At 59.9% G+C, this 19,051-nt stretch carries 11 protein-coding genes; 10 read left to right on the forward strand and 1 reads right to left on the reverse strand.

Translation table 11 applies throughout. The features are described from left to right. Position 1: 1 nt before the first annotated feature. A complete protein-coding gene (locus tag IB254_RS03620; protein WP_192416430.1) occupies positions 2 to 814 on the reverse strand; it encodes a crotonase/enoyl-CoA hydratase family protein in 813 nt (270 codons plus the stop codon). A gap of 555 nt (positions 815 to 1,369) precedes the next feature. Between IB254_RS03620 and glgA the strand changes: the two genes are divergently transcribed. From glgA to IB254_RS03670, 10 genes are all read left to right on the forward strand, one after another. After that, entirely contained in the window at positions 1,370 to 2,956 is a 1,587-nt protein-coding gene (gene glgA, locus IB254_RS03625; protein ID WP_192416431.1) for a glycogen synthase GlgA, read from the forward strand. A 14-nt stretch (positions 2,957 to 2,970) separates the two neighbouring features. Beyond that, positions 2,971 to 4,767 carry a malto-oligosyltrehalose trehalohydrolase gene (treZ, locus tag IB254_RS03630; protein ID WP_192416432.1) on the forward strand — a complete coding sequence of 599 codons (1,797 nt, stop codon included), beginning with the start codon at positions 2,971 to 2,973 and terminating at the stop codon, positions 4,765 to 4,767. Beyond that, positions 4,764 to 6,842 carry a 4-alpha-glucanotransferase gene (malQ, locus tag IB254_RS03635; RefSeq protein ID WP_192416433.1) on the forward strand — a complete coding sequence of 693 codons (2,079 nt, stop codon included), beginning with the start codon at positions 4,764 to 4,766 and terminating at the stop codon, positions 6,840 to 6,842. Before treZ ends, malQ begins: the two co-directional genes overlap by 4 nt. Beyond that, complete coding sequence (locus tag IB254_RS03640; protein ID WP_192416434.1) at positions 6,839 to 9,610, forward strand: malto-oligosyltrehalose synthase; 2,772 nt, start codon at positions 6,839 to 6,841, stop codon at positions 9,608 to 9,610. Before malQ ends, IB254_RS03640 begins: the two co-directional genes overlap by 4 nt. 2 nt (positions 9,611 to 9,612) lie before the next feature. Continuing rightward, positions 9,613 to 9,939, forward strand: a complete 327-nt coding sequence (locus IB254_RS03645; protein WP_008038331.1) for a DUF2934 domain-containing protein — start codon at positions 9,613 to 9,615, stop codon at positions 9,937 to 9,939. Positions 9,940 to 10,166: 227 nt separating this feature from the next. After that, positions 10,167 to 12,326, forward strand: a complete 2,160-nt coding sequence (glgX, locus tag IB254_RS03650; protein WP_192416435.1) for a glycogen debranching protein GlgX — start codon at positions 10,167 to 10,169, stop codon at positions 12,324 to 12,326. 215 nt (positions 12,327 to 12,541) lie between these two features. Next, complete coding sequence (locus tag IB254_RS03655; protein WP_192416436.1) at positions 12,542 to 13,300, forward strand: PIG-L deacetylase family protein; 759 nt, start codon at positions 12,542 to 12,544, stop codon at positions 13,298 to 13,300. A gap of 414 nt (positions 13,301 to 13,714) precedes the next feature. Further along, on the forward strand, positions 13,715 to 14,515 hold the full coding sequence (locus IB254_RS03660) for an endonuclease/exonuclease/phosphatase family protein (RefSeq protein WP_192416437.1): 801 nt from the start codon (positions 13,715 to 13,717) through the stop codon (positions 14,513 to 14,515). 418 nt (positions 14,516 to 14,933) lie between these two features. Further along, positions 14,934 to 16,001: an autotransporter outer membrane beta-barrel domain-containing protein gene (locus tag IB254_RS03665; protein ID WP_192416438.1), complete on the forward strand. Its 1,068-nt coding sequence runs from the start codon at positions 14,934 to 14,936 to the stop codon at positions 15,999 to 16,001. A gap of 94 nt (positions 16,002 to 16,095) precedes the next feature. Then, positions 16,096 to 18,990, forward strand: a complete 2,895-nt coding sequence (locus tag IB254_RS03670) for an RHS repeat domain-containing protein (protein WP_192416439.1) — start codon at positions 16,096 to 16,098, stop codon at positions 18,988 to 18,990. Positions 18,991 to 19,051: the final 61 nt, after the last annotated feature.

Here is a 19,051-nt window from a genome sequence, read left to right on the forward strand (position 1 = left end):
ATCAATCCAGAAATTCGGGTTTCTGTTTGCTCATATGGGCGGCCATGGCCACGCGCAAGTCAGTGGATTGCAGCATGGCGGCGTTCCAGGTAGCGACGTATTCGAGGCCGTCGTCAATGCGATGGTCACGCATGTAGCTGATCATCTCTTTGGTGCCGGTGATCGCAATCGGCGACTTGCCGGCGATGTCCCGGGCAATGCCCATGACACCGTCGAGCAGGCTGGCGGTGTCGCTGTAGACGCGATTGACCAGGCCGATACTGCGCGCTTCCTCGGCGCCAAACGAGCGACCAGTGTAAGCCAGTTCACGCAGCATGCCGTCACCGATGATCCGCGGCAAGCGTTGCAAGGTGCCAACGTCGGCGGCCATGCCGATGTCGATTTCCTTGATCGAGAATTGCGCGTCTTCGGCGGCATAACGCATGTCGCAGGCGGCAATCAGGTCGATCGCGCCACCCAGGCAATAACCCTGGATTGCTGCCAGCACCGGCTTGCGGCAGTTGTCGACGGCATTGAAGGACGCTTGCAGCGCGAGGATCTTGCGGCGCAGCAGGCGCGCATTGCGGCCGACGTCCTTGCCCAGTTCATTGGCCACGCCGGCCAGCATCATCAGGTCGATACCGGAGGAAAAATGTTTGCCGGCGCCGCTGAGCACCACCACCCGGACTTCGTCGGTGTCATCGATCCACTGAAAGATCTCGATGATCTCGCTCCAGAACGCGGCGTTCATCGAGTTGATCTTTTCCGGACGATTGATCTGCACATGGGCAATTTTATCGGCCAGTTCGACGGTGAACGCAGTGTACTGAGACATGGCAGTGATCCTTTACCGGGCAAAAAATGAGGCCCGAACTATAACAAGGCAACCCGCGCCGCAGTAAGGCAGCGGTTCGGCCAAAAGCGGGACCTGAGAGCGCACCACAACAGTGCGCAACCGTAATTGCCCTCGCACATTCATGTGACTGCCAGGTTACTTTTTGGGGCTGAATCGCGAAAAAACATGCCCTTCGTCGGGGCGTTCGACTGCCTTTGCGGTACGTCCGTACCGCTTTGAACCGATTGTCGAACAATTTTGCCATATGGCCTTCACCGCTCTAAGTTCTGGCCTAGACTCCTTTTCGCGGGGCAAAACCGGTCGGTCACAAAGTGTCAAAAAAATCGAAACTTTTGCCATTTGTGGCCGGTCCTCTGAAAGGTAGGTGCGTTGCGACTGGTGCAATCCTTGCAACGGCCACTCCAGCCATTCTGCTTTAACGCATGGGCAGCGTTTGCTCACCGATGCGTAGCGCGTTTGCGCCCGGCCACAGGATTTGGCCACGAAACACCGTTTGCCAGACCTAGAATTAGATCAACAACACGGGAGATTCATATGATCAGTACGGCATTAGATATCCAGGGAGAACGTGCTCATCAGCAGGTCGGCGAAACGAGCGCCGTGAGCGCCCCAAGTGCCCAATCGATCAACGTCACGGGTACCAAGACGTTGACGCCGGTGGTCAGGCAGAATCCCAACAGAAAGAAAGTGTTGTTTGTGACCTCGGAAATCGCCGACCTGGTGAAGACCGGCGGTCTGGGTGACGTATCCGCGGCGCTGCCCCGGGCCATGGCGAAATTGCACGATGTGCGTGTGCTGATCCCCGGTTACCCGCAAGTGCTGCACAGCGAAAACCCGATCCACATTATTGGTGAGCTCGGTGGTCATGCTGCGCTGCCTGCCTGCAAGATCGGGCGCATGGACATGCCTGACGGCCTGGTCATTTACGTGTTGATCTGCCCTGAACTCTACGAGCGCGAAGGTTCACCTTACGGCGCCAATAACGGCCGCGACTGGCCGGACAACCATATTCGTTTCGCCCGCCTGGGCCTGGCGGCTGCCGACATCGCCGCCAACCTCGCACAAATCCACTGGTGCCCGGACCTGGTGCACGCCCATGACTGGCCCGCCGGCCTGGCCCCCGCCTATATGCACTGGCGCGGTCAACGCACGCCGACGCTGTTCACCATTCACAACCTCGCTTATCAAGGCGTGACCAGCCTGGGGTCGTGCCCCGAGCTGGGCATTCCCGCGCATGCCCTGCAACAGGAAGGCATGGAGTTTTACGGCAAGATGTCGTTCCTCAAGGCCGGCATGGCTTATTCGAGCCACATCACCACCGTCAGCGCCACCTACGCCCAGGAAATCACCACGCCGGCCTTCGGCTGCGGCCTCGACGGTTTTCTCGCCGCCAAGACCCAGCAAGGCCTGCTCAGCGGGATTCCCAATGGCATCGATGAGAGCTGGGACGCCGCCACTGACAGCCACCTGTTCCGTCCGTTCAGCATCGGTGACTGGGAAGGCAAAGCGGTCAACGCGGCGCACGTACGCGAGCTGTTCGGGCTGGACGACTCCGAAGGTCCGCTGTTCGCCGTGGTCTCGCGCCTGGTCTATCAAAAAGGCCTGGACCTGACGGAAGCCGTGTCCGAGTACATCGTCAAATCCGGTGGCCAGATCGCGATCATCGGGCGCGGCGAGCCGGAAGAAGAACAGGCAATGCGTGAACTGGCCCTGCGCTTTCCAGGGCAGATCGGCGTGCGCATCGGCTTCAACGAAACCGACGCCCGCCGCATGTTCGCCGGCAGCGACTTCCTGCTGATGCCCTCGCGTTATGAACCGTGCGGCTTGAGCCAGATGTACGCCCAGCGTTTCGGTTCGTTGCCGGTGGCGCGCAACACCGGCGGCCTGGCCGACACCATCGAAAATGGCGTGACCGGTTTCCTGTTCGACGAATCCACGGTCGAGAGCTATCAGGAAGCCCTGAGCCGCGCCTTCAAGGTGTTCGCCTTTCCTGGCTTGCTCAATGCCATGCGTTGCCGGGCCATGGCCGCACCGTTCAACTGGTGCAAAGCCGTCGAACCCTACGCCGAACTCTACGAACAGCTGGTGGCTAAAGCGCTGGGGAAATCGAACAAACAGTAAGAGGTTTTTGAACAATGCCGTTACGGACCCTAGAGACCTGGCCCCACGGCGCAATCATGCTGGACGCAGAGCACACGCGTTTTGCCTTGTGGGCGCCGGATGCGTTTTTTGTCAGTGTCGAACTGGAAGATGGACAGTCCTTGCCGTTGCTGCCTCAGGCCGATGGCTGGTTCGTGATCAAGACGCGTTGTCCTGCGGGCACGCGTTACCGCTACAACATTGATGGCGAACTCGAGGTGCCCGACCCGGCCTCCCGCGCTCAGGCCGGTGACATTCACCGGCACAGCGTGGTGGTCGATCCCCTCGCCTACACCTGGCGACACCGCGACTGGCTGGGGCGGCCCTGGAACGAGGCGGTGATCTACGAGTTGCACGTCGGTGCGCTCGGCGGTTTCGTCGAGGTCGAGCAGCACCTGGCCCGGCTTGCCGGACTGGGCATTACCGCCATCGAACTGATGCCGCTGGCGCAGTTCCCCGGTGATCGCAATTGGGGCTACGACGGGGTTCTGCCCTACGCGCCCCAGGCCTCCTACGGCACGCCCGAGCAACTCAAGCACCTGATCGACAGCGCCCACGGCCATGGTCTGGCGGTGATGCTCGATGTGGTCTACAACCACTTCGGCCCGGACGGCAATTACCTGCATCGCTACGCCAAGGCGTTCTTCAATGAAGACAAGCACACGCCTTGGGGCGCGGCCATCGACTTCCGGCGACGCGAGGTGCGCGACTTCTTTATCGACAATGCGTTGATGTGGTTGCTGGAATACCGCTTTGACGGTTTGCGCTTCGACGCGGTGCACGCGATCAAAAACCCGGACTTTCTACAGGAACTGGCGCAACGCATCCGGCAGCAAATCGACCCGGCGCGCCACGTGTGGCTGACGGTCGAAAACGAACACAACCAGGCCAGCCTGCTGCAGGAAGGTTACGACGCGCAGTGGAACGACGACGGTCACAACGCCCTGCACGTGCTGCTGACCGGTGAAACCGAGGCCTATTACGCCGACTATGCCGACAACCCTACCGAACAGTTGGCACGCTGCCTGAGCCAGGGCTTCGTGTTCCAGGGCCACACCAACCGCCATGGCGAAGCTCGCGGCGAGCCCAGCGGTCATTTGCCGCCCACGGCGTTCGTGCTGTTCCTGCAGAACCATGACCAGATCGGCAATCGCGCATTCGGTGAACGGCTGCACCAACTTGCCCACCCCGACGCCTTGAAAGCCGCGACGGCATTGTTGCTGTTGTCGCCGATGATCCCGCTGATGTTCATGGGCGACGAGTTTGCCGTCGAGCAACCGTTCCTGTTTTTCACCAGCCATCACGGCGAACTGGCGGAACTCGTTCGCGAAGGTCGGCGTAACGAATTTTCCGCATTCGACGCATTTGCCGATCCGGCCAGGCGTCAACAGATTCCCGACCCGAACGCGCAGCAAACCTTCGAAGACTCCCGGCCGAATCTGACGGCGAGCGGGCAATCGGCCATTTACACGCTGTATCGCCAACTGCTGAAAATCCGCCACGAGCAGATCATCGCGCGCCTGCCCGGTGCACACCCGTTGGGTGCCGAGGTACTGGCGCCAGGCGCGGTGAGCGCGCGCTGGCAATTGGGCGATGGCAGCCTGCTGCGCATTGACCTGAACCTCAGCGACAAGCCAGTGGTCCACTCCCCACAGGCCGGTACTTCGTTGTTGTTCGAACACCCGCCGAAGTCCGCCGACCTGCTGAATCAGGGCACCCTTGCCCCGTATTGCGCGCTAGTCAGCCTCACGGCCGCAGCCACTTTGCTACCCCCGGATGGAGAGCGCCCATGAGCGATGCGCAATTGGAAATACTGGCCAGCCGAGCTGGCCTGGCCGTCGACTGGATCGATGCCAACGGCCGCCCACAAAAAGTTGCGCCATCGGTGTTACGCAATGTCCTGACCGGGCTCGGCCATCCGGCCGGCAGCGCCCAGGAGATCGATGCCAGCCTGCAAGAATTGCAGCAAGTGCAACAAACCCGGCACCTGCCGCCGCTGCTGACCGCGGACGTTGGCGTGGGCCTCAGCCTCGCGCATTATTTCGAGCCGCAGACCCCCTGCGAGATTCACCTTGAGGACGGATCGCGGCTCAACCTGAAACTGGATGACCAAGCGATGTTGCCCGGCCTGATTCCTGTCGGTTATCAGCACGTCACTATCGAAGGCCAATCCTTTACGCTGGCCGTGGCGCCGGCACGCTGCTACAGCGTCAGCGATGCGGTCGACAGCCCGATCCCTCGCGCCTGGGGGCTGAGCGTGCAGCTGTACTCGCTGCGCCGTTCCGGCGATGGCGGTTTTGGCGACACCCAGGCGCTGGAAGATCTGGCCCGCGTCGCTGGTGAGCGTGGCGCCGAAGCGCTGGCGATCAGCCCGTTGCACGCGATGTTCAGCAGCGACACCCAACGCTATAGCCCTTATTCGCCGTCCAGCCGCCTGTTCCTCAACAGCCTGTACGCAGCACCCGGCGCGATCCTTGGCGAACGAGCGATGCGCACGGCGATTGATGCCACCGGGCTCGCCGCCGAGCTCAAACATCTGGAACAACAGCCGCTGGTTGACTGGCCAGTGGCGGCCGAGGCCAAGCACCGTCTGTTACAGGCGTTGTACGAAGGCTTTGTCCAGGGCGAACACCCGTTGCACGCCGATTTCAGCAGCTTCCGCCACGCGGCTGGCGAAGCGCTGGAGAACCACTGTCGTTTCGAAGCCATTCAGGAAGCCCGTGCCGCCAAGGGTGAGAACCTCGACTGGCGCGAGTGGCCCGAGCAATGGCGCGACCCGCGCAGTGCTGCGCTGGCTGAATTTGCCGAAGAGAACGCCGGGCGCATCGGCTTCTTCGCCTTCTGCCAGTGGTTGATTACCCGTTGCCTGGAGCGCGCACAAACCGCCGCGCGCGGCAGCGGCATGAGCATTGGCCTGATCGCTGACCTCGCAGTCGGTGCCGACGGCGGCGGCAGCCAGGCCTGGAGTCGCCAGGACGAATTGCTCGCCTCGCTGACGGTGGGCGCGCCACCGGACATTCTCAATCGCACCGGGCAGGGCTGGGGGATTTCCGCGTTCTCGCCCGAAGGCCTGGTGCGTCACGGATTTCGTGCGTTCATCGAAATGCTCCGGGCCAACTTCGCCCATGCCGGCGGCCTGCGCATCGATCACGTCATGGGCCTGCAACGGCTGTGGGTGATCCCCAACGGCGCATCACCCGCCGATGGCGCTTATCTGTATTACCCGGTGGACGATCTGCTGCGCCTGCTGACCCTGGAATCCCATCGGCATCAAGCCATCGTCCTCGGCGAAGATCTCGGGACAGTGGAAGACGGCCTGCGGGAAAAACTCATCGCCCGTTCGATTCTCGGCATGCGTGTGTTGCTGTTCGAGCAGGACAACACACACTTCAAGCCGATCCTCGACTGGCCGGACAACGCATTGGCCACCACCAGCACCCACGATTTGCCGACGCTCAACGGCTGGTGGCATGGTCACGATATCGACTGGAATGCCCGATTGGGCCTGGTCGACGCCACGGGTGAAATCGAGTGGCGCCGTCACCGCGAACGGGAGCGTGAAGGCCTGCGCCGGGCGTTGAGCCAGGACCCGCAGAACTTCCGCGAAGAGTCCCATGAGACCGATCAGATACTCGACGCCGCCATTCGCTTCCTCGGCCATACCCGCGCGCCGCTGGTGTTGCTGCCGCTGGAGGATGCCCTGGGCATCGAACAGCAGGCCAACCTGCCCGGCACCATCGACACCCATCCGAATTGGTCGCGCCGCTTGCCCGGCGCCAGCGAAGCCCTGCTCGATGACCTGGACGCGGCCCGACGTCTGGAATTGCTTGCCTGCGCGCGGCTTCAGGCGGCCGAGCGTGACCGATGAATCAACCACGCGCGACCCTGCGTTTGCAGTTTCATAAAGGCTTCACGCTGGACGATGCGGTGCCGCTGGTGTCCTATTTCGCCCGCCTCGGCATCAGCCATGTCTACGCCTCGCCGCTGCTGAGCGCACGCGCAGGCTCCATGCACGGCTATGACGTGGTGGACCCCACCACGGTAAACCCTGAACTGGGCGGCGAAGCGGCGTTGCGCCGTTTGGTCAGCGCGTTGCGTGAGCAGAACATGGGACTGATCCTCGACATTGTCTCCAACCACATGGCCGTGGGTGGCGGCGATAATCCCTGGTGGCTGGACTTGCTGGAATGGGGCCGTTTGAGCCCGTATGGCGAATTTTTCGACATCCAATGGCATTCTCCCGATCCGTTGATGGAGGGTCAGCTCTTGCTGCCATTCCTCGGCAGCGACTATGGCGTGGCGTTGCAGGACGGCACCCTGCCCTTGCGCTTCGATGCACAGCACGGTGTTTTTTACGTCGAACACTACGACCATCACTTCCCGATTTGCCCGATGGACTACGGCGAATTACTCAAGGACGATACCGAGCGATTCAAGTCACTGGCCGACCGTTTCAGCACCTTGAGTTACCAGACCGACGCCCACCGTCTGGCGAAACCGTTGAAAGTCGAGCTGCGCGAACTGGCCAGCGACCCGGCCCTGCTTCACGTCATAGAGCAGAACCTGCAAGCCTACGATTCGCTCACGCCGGACGGTTTCCAGCGCCTGCACCAGTTGCTGGAACGTCAAAGCTATCGCCTCGCCAGTTGGCGCACGGCGGCGGATGACATCAACTGGCGGCGCTTTTTCGATGTCAATGAACTGGGCGGCCTGCGTGTCGAGCGCCCGGCGGTGTTCGAAGCCACTCACGCAAAAATCTTCGAACTGGTCGCCGAGGGCCTGATCGACGGCCTGCGCATCGACCACATCGATGGCCTCGCCGATCCACGCGGTTATTGCCGCAAACTGCGGCGCCGGGTCGACAGCCTGACGCCGGGCCGACACCTGCCGATCTACGTCGAGAAAATTCTTGGCGAAGGTGAAACCCTGCACCGTGACTGGTCGGTGGACGGTACCACCGGTTATGAATTCATGAACCAGTTGTCGTTGCTGCAGCATGATCCCGCCGGTGCGCAAACCCTCGGCGAATTGTGGAACCGCTTCAGCGAACGGCCCGCCGATTTCCGTCAGGAAGCACACTTGGCCCGTCAGCAAATTATCAACGGTTCGCTTGCCGGCGACTTCGAAAGCGTCGCCCAGGCGCTGCTGCAAGTGGCCCGGGATGATGTGATGACCCGCGACCTGACCCTCGGCGCGATTCGTCGGGCGTTGCAGGAACTGATCGTGCACTTCCCGGTGTATCGCACCTACATCAGCCCTTGTGGGCGCTCCGTTGAGGACGATGGGTTTTTTCAGCAAGCCATGGACGGCGCGCGGCAAAACCTCAGCGAAGCCGATTGGCCGGTGCTCGATTGCCTGGCCCGATGGCTGGGCGGCGAACCCTGGCGAAAACGCCCGATGGGTCGCCCGCGCAAGATGCTCAAGCATGCCTGCGTGCGTTTTCAGCAGTTGACGTCACCGGCAGCGGCAAAGGCTGTCGAGGACACCGCGTTTTATCGCTCGGCGGTTTTGCTGTCGCGTAATGACGTGGGGTTCAACACAGAACAATTCAGTGCACCGGTGGCTGACTTCCATGCCGCGTGCCTCAATCGTCTCGAAGAATTCCCCGACAACCTGCTGGCCACCGCGACCCACGACCACAAACGCGGCGAAGACACCCGCGCCAGGCTGGCGGTGTTGAGTGAGCGCAGCGCATGGTTCGCCGAGCAGGTGCCGCTCTGGCAGACACTGGCCCGGCCGGTGCGCGACGACGATGCGATGCCGTCGGCGGGCGATGAATTGATTCTGTATCAGACGATTCTCGGCAGTTGGCCGCTGGAACTGCGCGTCGACGATCGGCCCGCGCTCGAGGACTACGTCAAACGTCTCTGGCAGTGGCAGCAGAAAGCCTTGCGTGAAGCCAAGCTGCAAAGCAGCTGGAGCGCGCCGAACGATGCGTATGAACGTGCGACCCAGGCGTTCATCGAACGTCTGCTGCTAAGCCCCGAAGGTGAGCAGCTGCGCGCAGCCCTGAGCAAAGCCGTGACGTCCATCGCTGCATCCGGCGCACTTAACGGATTGGCGCAAACCTTGCTGCGCATGACCGTGCCGGGCATTGCGGACCTTTACCAAGGCAACGAGTACTGGGACTTCTCGCTGGTCGATCCGGACAACCGTCGCCCGGTGGATTACGCGAGTCGCCAACACAGCATGCAACGTCCGCCGGAACTGCCGGAACTGCTGGCCAACTGGCGTGACGGGCGCATCAAACAAACCTTGATCGCGCGCACATTAAACCTGCGCGCCCAACAGGCCGAGCTGTTTCAACGCGGGATGTATCAAGCGCTGGAAGTGGTCGGCTGCGAGGCACACCGAGTGCTGGCATTTGCGCGCTCGTACAACCAGAAGCAGGCCATCGTGATCGTCCCGATACGTTGTGCAGGCCTGCTGAAAAACAGTGCCGAACCCCATATCGGCGCGCCGCAGTGGGGCGATACGCGAGTCAAATTACCGTTTGCCACCCCTGCCGAAAATCTGAAGGGACTTTTTTCCAGCGTCGCAGTCACAGAACACAAGGAGCTGATGATTGGCGCCGCGCTGGGGGATTTCCCGGTCAATCTCTTTATCCAAAACTTTGAGTTCAGTTCAGGAGCATAGCGATGAGTACCGACGATAAACGCATCCGCGAATTTGCCTATCAGATCTGGGAATCGGAAGGAAAACCCGAGGGCCATGAAGCCCGGCACTGGGAGATGGCTCGCAAGCTGGCGGAAGCCGAAGCCCTGGCCCCCAGCAAATCGCCCAAGGCGGCCGGCAGCAAAGCGGCAGGCACCAAGCCTGCCGTCAGCAAAACCGCCAACGGCAAGGCTGGCGAGCCGAAAACCAAAGCCAAGGCCAAACCCGCCGCTGCGGCCAAGGTGATCCCGCCCGGGGAAAAATCCACCGAGAAGAAACCTCGCGCAGCGCGTAAACCGCCTGCGGTCTGACACTTCCCGGCATTGTCCTGACTGACCTTGTGGCGAGCGACCTCTCGCCACCGTGGGCACGTTCGCCCCCGATAAACCACTGAACACTGTGGGAGCGAGCCTGCTCGCGATGAACGTTAACGATTACGCGCATTGTCTGGAAAAACGCGTCGTTCTGGAGTCCATCGCGAGCAGGCTCGCTCCTACAGTGAATCGGTGTGTGAGCCCCCTTTTTTGCAGGAGCATCTATGACCAGTCCAAAAAAAACCGCGCCAGAACCTCAGGCCGAGGCTTCGCGAATCCGGGAAGGCCTGCCCTTCCCGCTGGGCGCCACCTGGGATGGTCTGGGGGTCAACTTCGCCTTGTTCTCCGCCAACGCGACCAGGGTTGAACTGTGCATCTTCGATGACGCCGGCGAAGTTGAACTGGAGCGCATCGAACTGCCGGAATACACCGACGAGATCTACCACGGCTACCTCCCCGACGCTCATCCGGGGCTGATCTACGGCTATCGTGTTTATGGCCCGTATGACCCGGCCAACGGGCATCGCTTCAATCACAACAAACTGTTGATCGACCCCTACGCCAAACAACTGGTCGGCAAGTTGAAGTGGTCCGAAGCGCTGTTCGGCTACACCATCGGCCACCCCGACGCCGACCTCAGTTTTGACGAACGCGACAGCGCGCCGTTCGTACCGAAATGCAAGGTGATCGACCCGGCGCACACCTGGGGCCACGACCATCGCGTCAGCGTGCCATGGGACAAAACCATCATTTACGAAACTCACGTGCGCGGCTTCAGCATGCGTCACCCGTCTGTCCCCGAGAACGTGCGTGGCACCTTCGCCGGGTTGATGGTCGATGACATGCTGGAACACATCCGCAAGCTCGGCGTTTCGACTGTGGAATTGCTGCCGATTCACGCGTTCGTGAATGACCAGCACTTGTTGCACAAAGGCATGACCAATTACTGGGGCTACAACAGCATCGCGTTTTTCGCCCCGGACCCGCGTTACCTGGCCAGCGGCAAGATCGCCGAGTTCAAGGAAATGGTCGCGCACCTGCACGAAGCCAATCTGGAGGTGATTCTCGACGTGGTGTACAACCACACCGCCGAGGGCAACGAACAGGGCCCGACCCTGTCGATGCGCGGTATCGACAACGCCTCGTATTACCGCTTGATGCCCGACGACAAGCGCTTCTACATCAACGATTCCGGCACCGGCAACACCCTGGACCTGAGTCACCCGTGCGTGCTGCAAATGGTCACCGACTCCCTGCGCTACTGGGCGTCGGAAATGCACGTGGACGGCTTTCGTTTCGACCTGGCGACCATTCTCGGGCGCTACCACGACGGTTTCGATGAGCGTCACAGCTTCCTCGTTGCCTGCCGCCAGGACCCTGTACTGCGCCAGGTAAAAATGATTGCCGAGCCGTGGGACATTGGTCCCGGTGGCTATCAGGTCGGTCGCTTTCCACCGGGCTGGGTCGAATGGAACGACAAATTCCGCGACACCGTGCGCGCGTTCTGGAAAGGCGACGACGGCCAACTCGCTGACTTCGCCAGCCGGATGACTGCCTCCGGTGAAATGTTCAATCAGCGTGGTCGGCGGCCCTACGCGTCGGTGAACTTCGTCACCGCTCACGATGGCTTCACACTCAACGACCTGGTGTCGTACAACGAAAAACACAACGAAGCCAACGACGAGAACAACCAGGACGGCAGCAACAACAACCTGTCCTGGAACCACGGCGTCGAAGGCCCGACTGACGATCCCGAGATCAACGCACTTCGCCAGCGGCAGATGCGCAACTTCTTCGCCACCCTGCTGCTGTCCCAGGGCACGCCGATGCTGGTGGCCGGTGACGAGTTCGCCCGAACCCAGGACGGCAACAACAATGCCTATTGCCAGGACAGTGAAATCGGCTGGGTCAACTGGGACCTGAGCGAAGACGGCAAGGCATTGATGAAGTTCGTCAAACGCCTGATCAAGTTGCGCCTGGCCTATCCGATCCTGCGGCGCGGGCGCTTCCTGGTGGGTAACTACAACGAGGACATCGGCGTCAAGGACGTCACCTGGCTGGCGCCGGATGGCAGCGAGATGAGCACCGAACAATGGGAGGAATCCCACGGCAAATGCCTCGGCATGTTGCTCGATGGCCGAGCCCAGGAAACCGGGATTCGCCGCAAGGGCGCTGATGCCACCTTGCTACTGGTGGTCAACGCGCACCACGACATCGTCAACTTCACCTTGCCGCAAGTGCCGGATGGCAGGTTCTGGACCTGCATGGTCGACACCAATCAGCCATCGATCCGCGGTCAGGAGCGCTTCGAGTTCGGCCACGAATATTCGGTCACCGGCCGTTCGCTGCTGCTGTTCGAATTGCAGCGTGAGGAAGAAGAGTGAAATGAACCTACGGGCGTTTCTACATGGCCAGGCAGCGGCCGGACACTGGAGCGACTCCAGCGATAGTTGCGCGGCCTGGCACAACCCGGAGAAAAATATGTACCGGTGGGAACATCGACGCGACGAATAGCGTGACTTGAGCAATACTCTGTTCGCGGCAATCCAGGGTTCGGAGAGCGGCACATTGCTATTAATTAGAACAAGGACGTAGCCCGATGAAATCCGTTTCCATCAGCGACAGCAGCCTTACTGCACAGATCTGGAACAACGCGCCTCAGCTCGACAACATTCCCGTCATCAACACCCAGACCCTGGTCCCGCCCGGCGCCCGCGCCGTGGTGATCGCGCCGCATCCCGGCGATGAAGTCGTGACCTGCGGCGGACTGCTGCAATTACTCAGCGCTCTGGGCCATCCCCTGCAATTGATCTCGATCACCGACGGCAGCGCCAGCCATCCGGGGTCACAGCAATGGTCGGAGAAACGCCTCAGCGTGTTTCGTCCCCAGGAAAGCGTCGAAGCCTTGCGCCGCCTCGGTTTGCCGATGCACAGCCTGAAGTGGATTCGCGGTGGGTTCACCGACAACGCCCTGGCCGAGCGCGAGCTTCAGTTGACTCAATTCATCGCGCGGTACTTGCGGCCAGGTGATGTGGTGTTCAGCACCTGGTGCGAGGACGGCAATGTCGACCACGACGTCGTCGGCCGCGCCAGTGCCAAAGCCGCCGCCTCGGTCGGCGCAGCGTTCAACGAAGTACCCGTCTGGGCGTGGCATTGGCCCACGCGTGATCGAGGGCTGATCCCATGGCACCGCGCCCGCAAGGTTCGCCTCGACACCTGGACCGTCGCACGCAAAAGCCACGCCACCCACGCCTACGCCAGCCAGCTCGACGGCGAACCCGCCATCGGTATCGCCCCGCTGCTGCCCCGGGTACTGCTGGAACGCATGCGGTTACCCTATGAAATCGTCTTCGTCTAAACCAACACCCCCTGTAGGAGCCGGCTTGCCGGCGATGAGGCCCTTGAACCTTACGCTGATCTTGCGGACGCCATCGCCGGCAAGCCAGCTCCTACAGGTTTGTGTCGATCACAGGTTTAAAGTTGCCCCCACCCCCGTAGGAGCCAGCTTGCTGGCGATGAGGCCCTTGAGCCTTGCGCCATTCTTGCGGACGCCATCGCCGGCAAGCCAGCTCCTACAGGTTTGTGTCGATCACAGGTTTAAAGTTGCCCCCACCCCCGTAGGAGCCAGCTTGCTGGCGATGAGGCCCTTGAGCCTTGCGCCATTCTTGCGGACGCCATCGCCGGCAAGTCGGGCCGCAGCGCATGCTCAAACTGAACTGCCCGCCCCCGCATCAGTCGCATACATAAGCCAGCCTGATTCAGAGGAGTCAAAGTGACCAGTGATTCCAAGCGCCAGACCGTCGAATCGACGCCATTGAACACGCCACCGGCGATTAATCGACTCAGAGTGCTGACGGTCAACACCCACAAGGGCTTCACCGCGTTTAACCGACGCTTCATCCTCCCGGAACTGCGTGAAGCGGTACGCAGTACGTCCGCCGACCTGGTGTTCCTGCAGGAAGTCGTCGGTGAACACGAACGCCATTCTTCCCGCCTCAACAACTGGCCACAGACCTCGCAATACGAGTTCCTGGCCGACAGCATGTGGAGCGATTTCGCCTATGGCCGCAATGCGGTCTACCCCAACGGTCACCACGGTAACGCGCTGCTGTCAAAATACCCGATCCGGGAATACCGCAACCTCGACGTCTCGATCACTGGCCCCGAGCGCCGCGGCCTGTTGCATTGCCTGCTCGACGTACCGGGCCACGCCGAAGTCCACGCAATTTGCGTACACCTGAGCCTGCTGGAAAGTCATCGTCAGTTGCAGCTCCAGTTACTCTGCCAACTGCTTGAGTCTTTACCCGACGATGCACCGGTGATCATCGCCGGCGACTTCAACGACTGGCAGCTACAAGGCAACGCCGCCCTCGCCCGCCACGACTACCTGCACGAAGCCTTCGAGCGCCACCATGGTCGCCCGGCAAAAACCTATCCGGCACGGTTTCCGTTACTGCGACTGGACCGGATTTATCTGCGCAATGCCAGCAGCCATGAGCCGCGGATATTGGGCAGCAAGCCGTGGACGCATCTGTCGGATCATTTGCCGTTGGCGGTGGAAGTGCGTCTTTAGTGTTTCAGGCATGATCCGTCAGGCATCATTGATATTGACAGTAATGTTCTAAGGAATGCGACCGTGAATCTCGCCGTTCACATCGACTTTCTTACCGACCGTCGGCTGCTCAAACGCCTCTGGAACAACACTTTCACGATGATTTTTCGTACAAACAAGAACTTAGATAAGCGCCAAAAAACAATCAGTTGCAACGGCTAAATTAGACATACCGCTTATCGTTCATTTTCTTGACGCGACGCCATCAGTCTTCTTAGCTTGACGTTACTACCCCCGGAAGTACCACCCGGAGCAACCCCCCAGACACCCGTCAAAACGGGCCGCCAGCGGCTTGCCCCAATCCATTCGGTCGCCCCTCAATCAGGGGTAGGAGAGACGCCATAGCGAGATACCACATGCGACTGCAAGGTAGACCTCCATGAAAACTTCATTCACCCCACAAGAGATCAAAGTTACTTTTTGCACGGTTTCGAGTTCACTCTTGCTGTGCTCATCCATGGAAGTGCAGGCCTCGCCTGCCGAGGAAGAAACAACCCCCTGGTATGAACAGGAGGTCCCAGTGCTCACCTTGCCCGCGCTCGCTACCAACTACCCCGGCCGCTTCAGCGCCAAGCCTGATCTGCGAAGTTCACACCTGACCATCGAAGACGCTGCGCCCTCGGCCTGGGATCAGCTCTATGGACAGGCATCGCGTCAGGCACAAACCGATTATCTGTCCCAGGAATTCAGCATTCCTGGCGCCAACGAATTCAAAGGCCCGGCGATCCTCACCCTGCAAAGCGGTAGCGGCCATACCCAGCAGGTCGGGCTGATCGGCGGGATGAGCCAGTTTCAAGGCAACAGCAACGGCCTGCTGACCAGTCGCGCCCTTGCCGACCCCAACACCGACACCCTCAACCTGCAAGGCCAGAGCCTCGGCGCCTACTGGAGCCTGACCGGCCCACAGGGCTGGCACGTCGACTTGACGGCCAGTGGCGGTCGGGTCAACGGCTTCAGTCGTAATGAACAAGGAGCCCGACAAGCCACCGAAGGCAGCGCAGTCACCTTCTCGGTGGAAGGTGGCTTTCCGATTGGTCTGGGCGAAAACTGGGTGGTCGAACCCCAGGCTCAGTTGATCAATCAGCGCATCACCCTGGACACCCCGTACGCCGGTTCCGGCAATGCTTCATCCAGCGACCTGACATCCTGGAGCGGTCGGGTCGGTGCTCGGTTGAAAGGTAGCTACGACATCAACGGCCTCGGGGTCGAACCGTATGTGCGGACCAACTTGTGGCACACGGTTTACACCGGCAATACCGTGACCCTGGATCAGGTCGACAAGATCAGCAGCAGCCGCTATTCATCGACGGTCGAAGTGGGTTTGGGCCTGGTGGCCAGAGTGACACCCGCCGTGAGCCTGTATGTCAGCGCGGATTACAGCAGCAGTGTGGATGAAAATGATTTGAACGGGCTGATTGGCAGTTTGGGAGTGCGGATGCGTTGGTGAAAACACTTGATTCACCTGTTACTTCTTACAGTAGGCGGGCGATTGATGGTCGTGCATTGTGATGGGCAGTTCACTTTGATCAAGGCCAGCAGGGATGCCAATCGGAGCTTCGTCATTCGCGCATACCGGCACGCCGACCATGGTGGTGTCGGATGCGCGTGGGCTGTTGCTCAGGACGGTGCAGTTTCATCGGCGGGAGGCGGTCGATCCTGTTGACACGCGGGTGACACAGCAATGCTTCGATGCGGTGGGTCGATTGACGGCCAGTCGTGATCCGTATCTGTTCGATCTGGCTCACACCGATGCATCGGCCCCTTTTAACCTGAGCCAAGTGACGAGCCTGTCAGGTGGCGCATTGATGACCGACAGCGTGGATGCCGGATGGCGCGTTGTGTTGCCAGGTGACGCCGGGCAGCCTTTGGAACACTGGGACGGCCGCGGCAGCCATTCGCTGACCGAGTACGATGAACTGCTGCGCCCGGTGGCCATACGTGAATCCGGTCGGGAAGTGGCCGAGCACACGCTGGAGCGCTTTACCTATGCCGATGCCAGCGCGGAGTCTGCGGCGTGCAACCTGTGCGGCCAACCGATCCGTCACGACGACCCGGCGGGCACCGTTCATATTGGTAACCTGAGTATCACCGGCAATGTGCTGAGCCACACACGGAAGTTTTTGACCGGCACCGATGCGCCCGATTGGCTGGCCGACGTTGCCGGGCGGGATGCATTGCTCGAACCGGGAGACGGCGCGACCACGGCTTACACCTTTGCACCCGGCAGCGAACTGCTCAGCCAGACTGACGCTTTCGGCAATGTTCAGTCCTTTGCCTACACCCTCGCCGGGCAACTGAAAGACACCCGCCTGACCCTGGCGGGCGGCAGACAGGTCGAGAAGTTGCTAGTCCACGATATACGCTACAACGTCACTGGCCAGATCGAAGCGGAAACCGCCGGCAACGGCGTCATCACCCGCCACCGCTACGACGAAGCCAATGGCCGACTGACCGAACTGAGCGCCGACAAAGCCGATGGCACACCGCTGCAAGACCTGAAATATCACTACGACGCCGTGGGCAATGTGCTCAGCATCGTGGATGCTACGCAACCGATCCGCTACTTCGCCAACCAGCGCATCGATCCGCTCAAGACCTACCGCTACGACACGCTTTATCGGTTGATCGGAGCCACCGGCTGTGAGGCCAAAACCGGATCCGGCGGCCCCGCACTGCCCGACTTTCAAGCCCTGCCGCCCGACCCGAGCCAGCTCGCCAACTACACACAAACCTTTTATTACGACGCGGGCGGCAACCTGCTGGACCTGGTGCACGTCGGCGCGCAAGCCCATGGCCGCACCTTGACCCGAGCACGTTACAGCAACCGCTGCCTGCCCGAGCGCGACAACCGGCCGCCGACCGAGGACGAACTGGCCAACGGTTTCGATGCCAACGGCAACCTGCGAGAACTGCAAGCCGGCCAGTCACTGACCTGGGACTTGCGTAACCAGCTGCGGGAGGTGCGGCCGGTCGTGCGCAAGGACAAAGAAGACGACTGTGAATGCTACATCTACGACGGCGGCGGCCAACGGATGCGCAAAGTGCGCTCGAGTCTGACCAATGCCCGAGTAGTGCTTCGTGAAGTACGTTACCTGCCCGGTTTGGAGGTCCGCAGTCACAGCGGCAGCGGGGAAATCCTCCATGTCATCACCGCCAACGCCGGCAGCAACAGCGTGCAGGTGCTGCACTGGGTGTCGGCACCACCCGATCAAATGGCTCAGGATCAGGTACGTTACAGCCTCAACGACCACCTGAAATCCAGCACATTGGAACTGGACCAGCATGCCAACCTGATCAGCCAGGAATGCTATTACTCGTTTGGCGGCACGGCGTGTTGGGCAGGTCGAAACGTAACCGAGGCCAAGTACAAAACCGTGCGCTACTCCGGCAAGGAACGGGATGCGACAGGACTTTATTATTACGGATTCCGCTATTACGCACCGTGGTTGCAGCAGTGGATCAATCCTGATCCAGCAGGGTACATCGACGGGATGAACCTGTATCAATTTCTGAGCTCAGACCCGATAAATAACATCGATTGCGAAGGTCTGAATAAAAAGCGCTGGCAGGACTTAATCCATAAACATTTACTCACGGGCTATGGACATATATTAAGAGGCATACATCTCGACTACATAGGCGAACAAATTAAAGAAGACGCCCCCAGACAATCGGCCGGATCACGACAGTTTCATGGCGTCAGATACTACAATCAACAGCAGCGAGCAGAGAGGCATATGCCTCACACAGTCGAAGCAGGCATCATTCGCAGATCTACTGGAAGCCAGGCTAATTATGATAAAGCCGGCATAACTTCTTCATTGGACTGGATTAAATCCCCTGGATATTTTGGATATGTACTGGCGTTAAATGAACATAACGCACCAGAGCTCGCTTTATTCAAACCTGCACGAAACAAAACTTACCACTCAAGTCTTTTCTCTGGCCGCCCTGTTTTAGACGCTGGAATGATGGTAATCACATCAGGAGCAGTCGCTTTTATAGAAAATAAAAGTGGTCATTACCGACCAAGGATGGAGCAGAAACTGCATACGTTGAATTTTTTAAAGCAAGGCGGTATGAATTTGAAAGATATTTTTGTATCAGAGCGAATTCCTGACTCATTCAAAACTACTGAGCAGCCCCCCCACGATTACCAGGACGAATTGGAAAACTATCTTGAAAACAACCTCTATAACGCCGCAGATTTTTACAACTGGCATATGGACGTCGCATTACGCCACAAAAATCTTTCAAACACTGAAACTTCCAAAGAGGCTACCCTTACAGAACCACCTCCCACTGTTAACCTACCCTCCAAAGGTAAATTTGGACTAACTCCAATGGAAACTTTAACCTCTAGAAACTGGATGCAGCGCGACGAGAATGGCAGACCAGAAAAACCGCTGAAATCCTCGCGACTGAGCTATAATTAGCCATTTCACTAAAAATCAACTTACTCACCTGAGTATTAGGTTTATCCCTTAGTCGGAGCCA

Source organism: Pseudomonas sp. PDM03, from assembly GCF_014852385.1.
GTDB lineage: Bacteria > Pseudomonadota > Gammaproteobacteria > Pseudomonadales > Pseudomonadaceae > Aquipseudomonas > Aquipseudomonas migulae.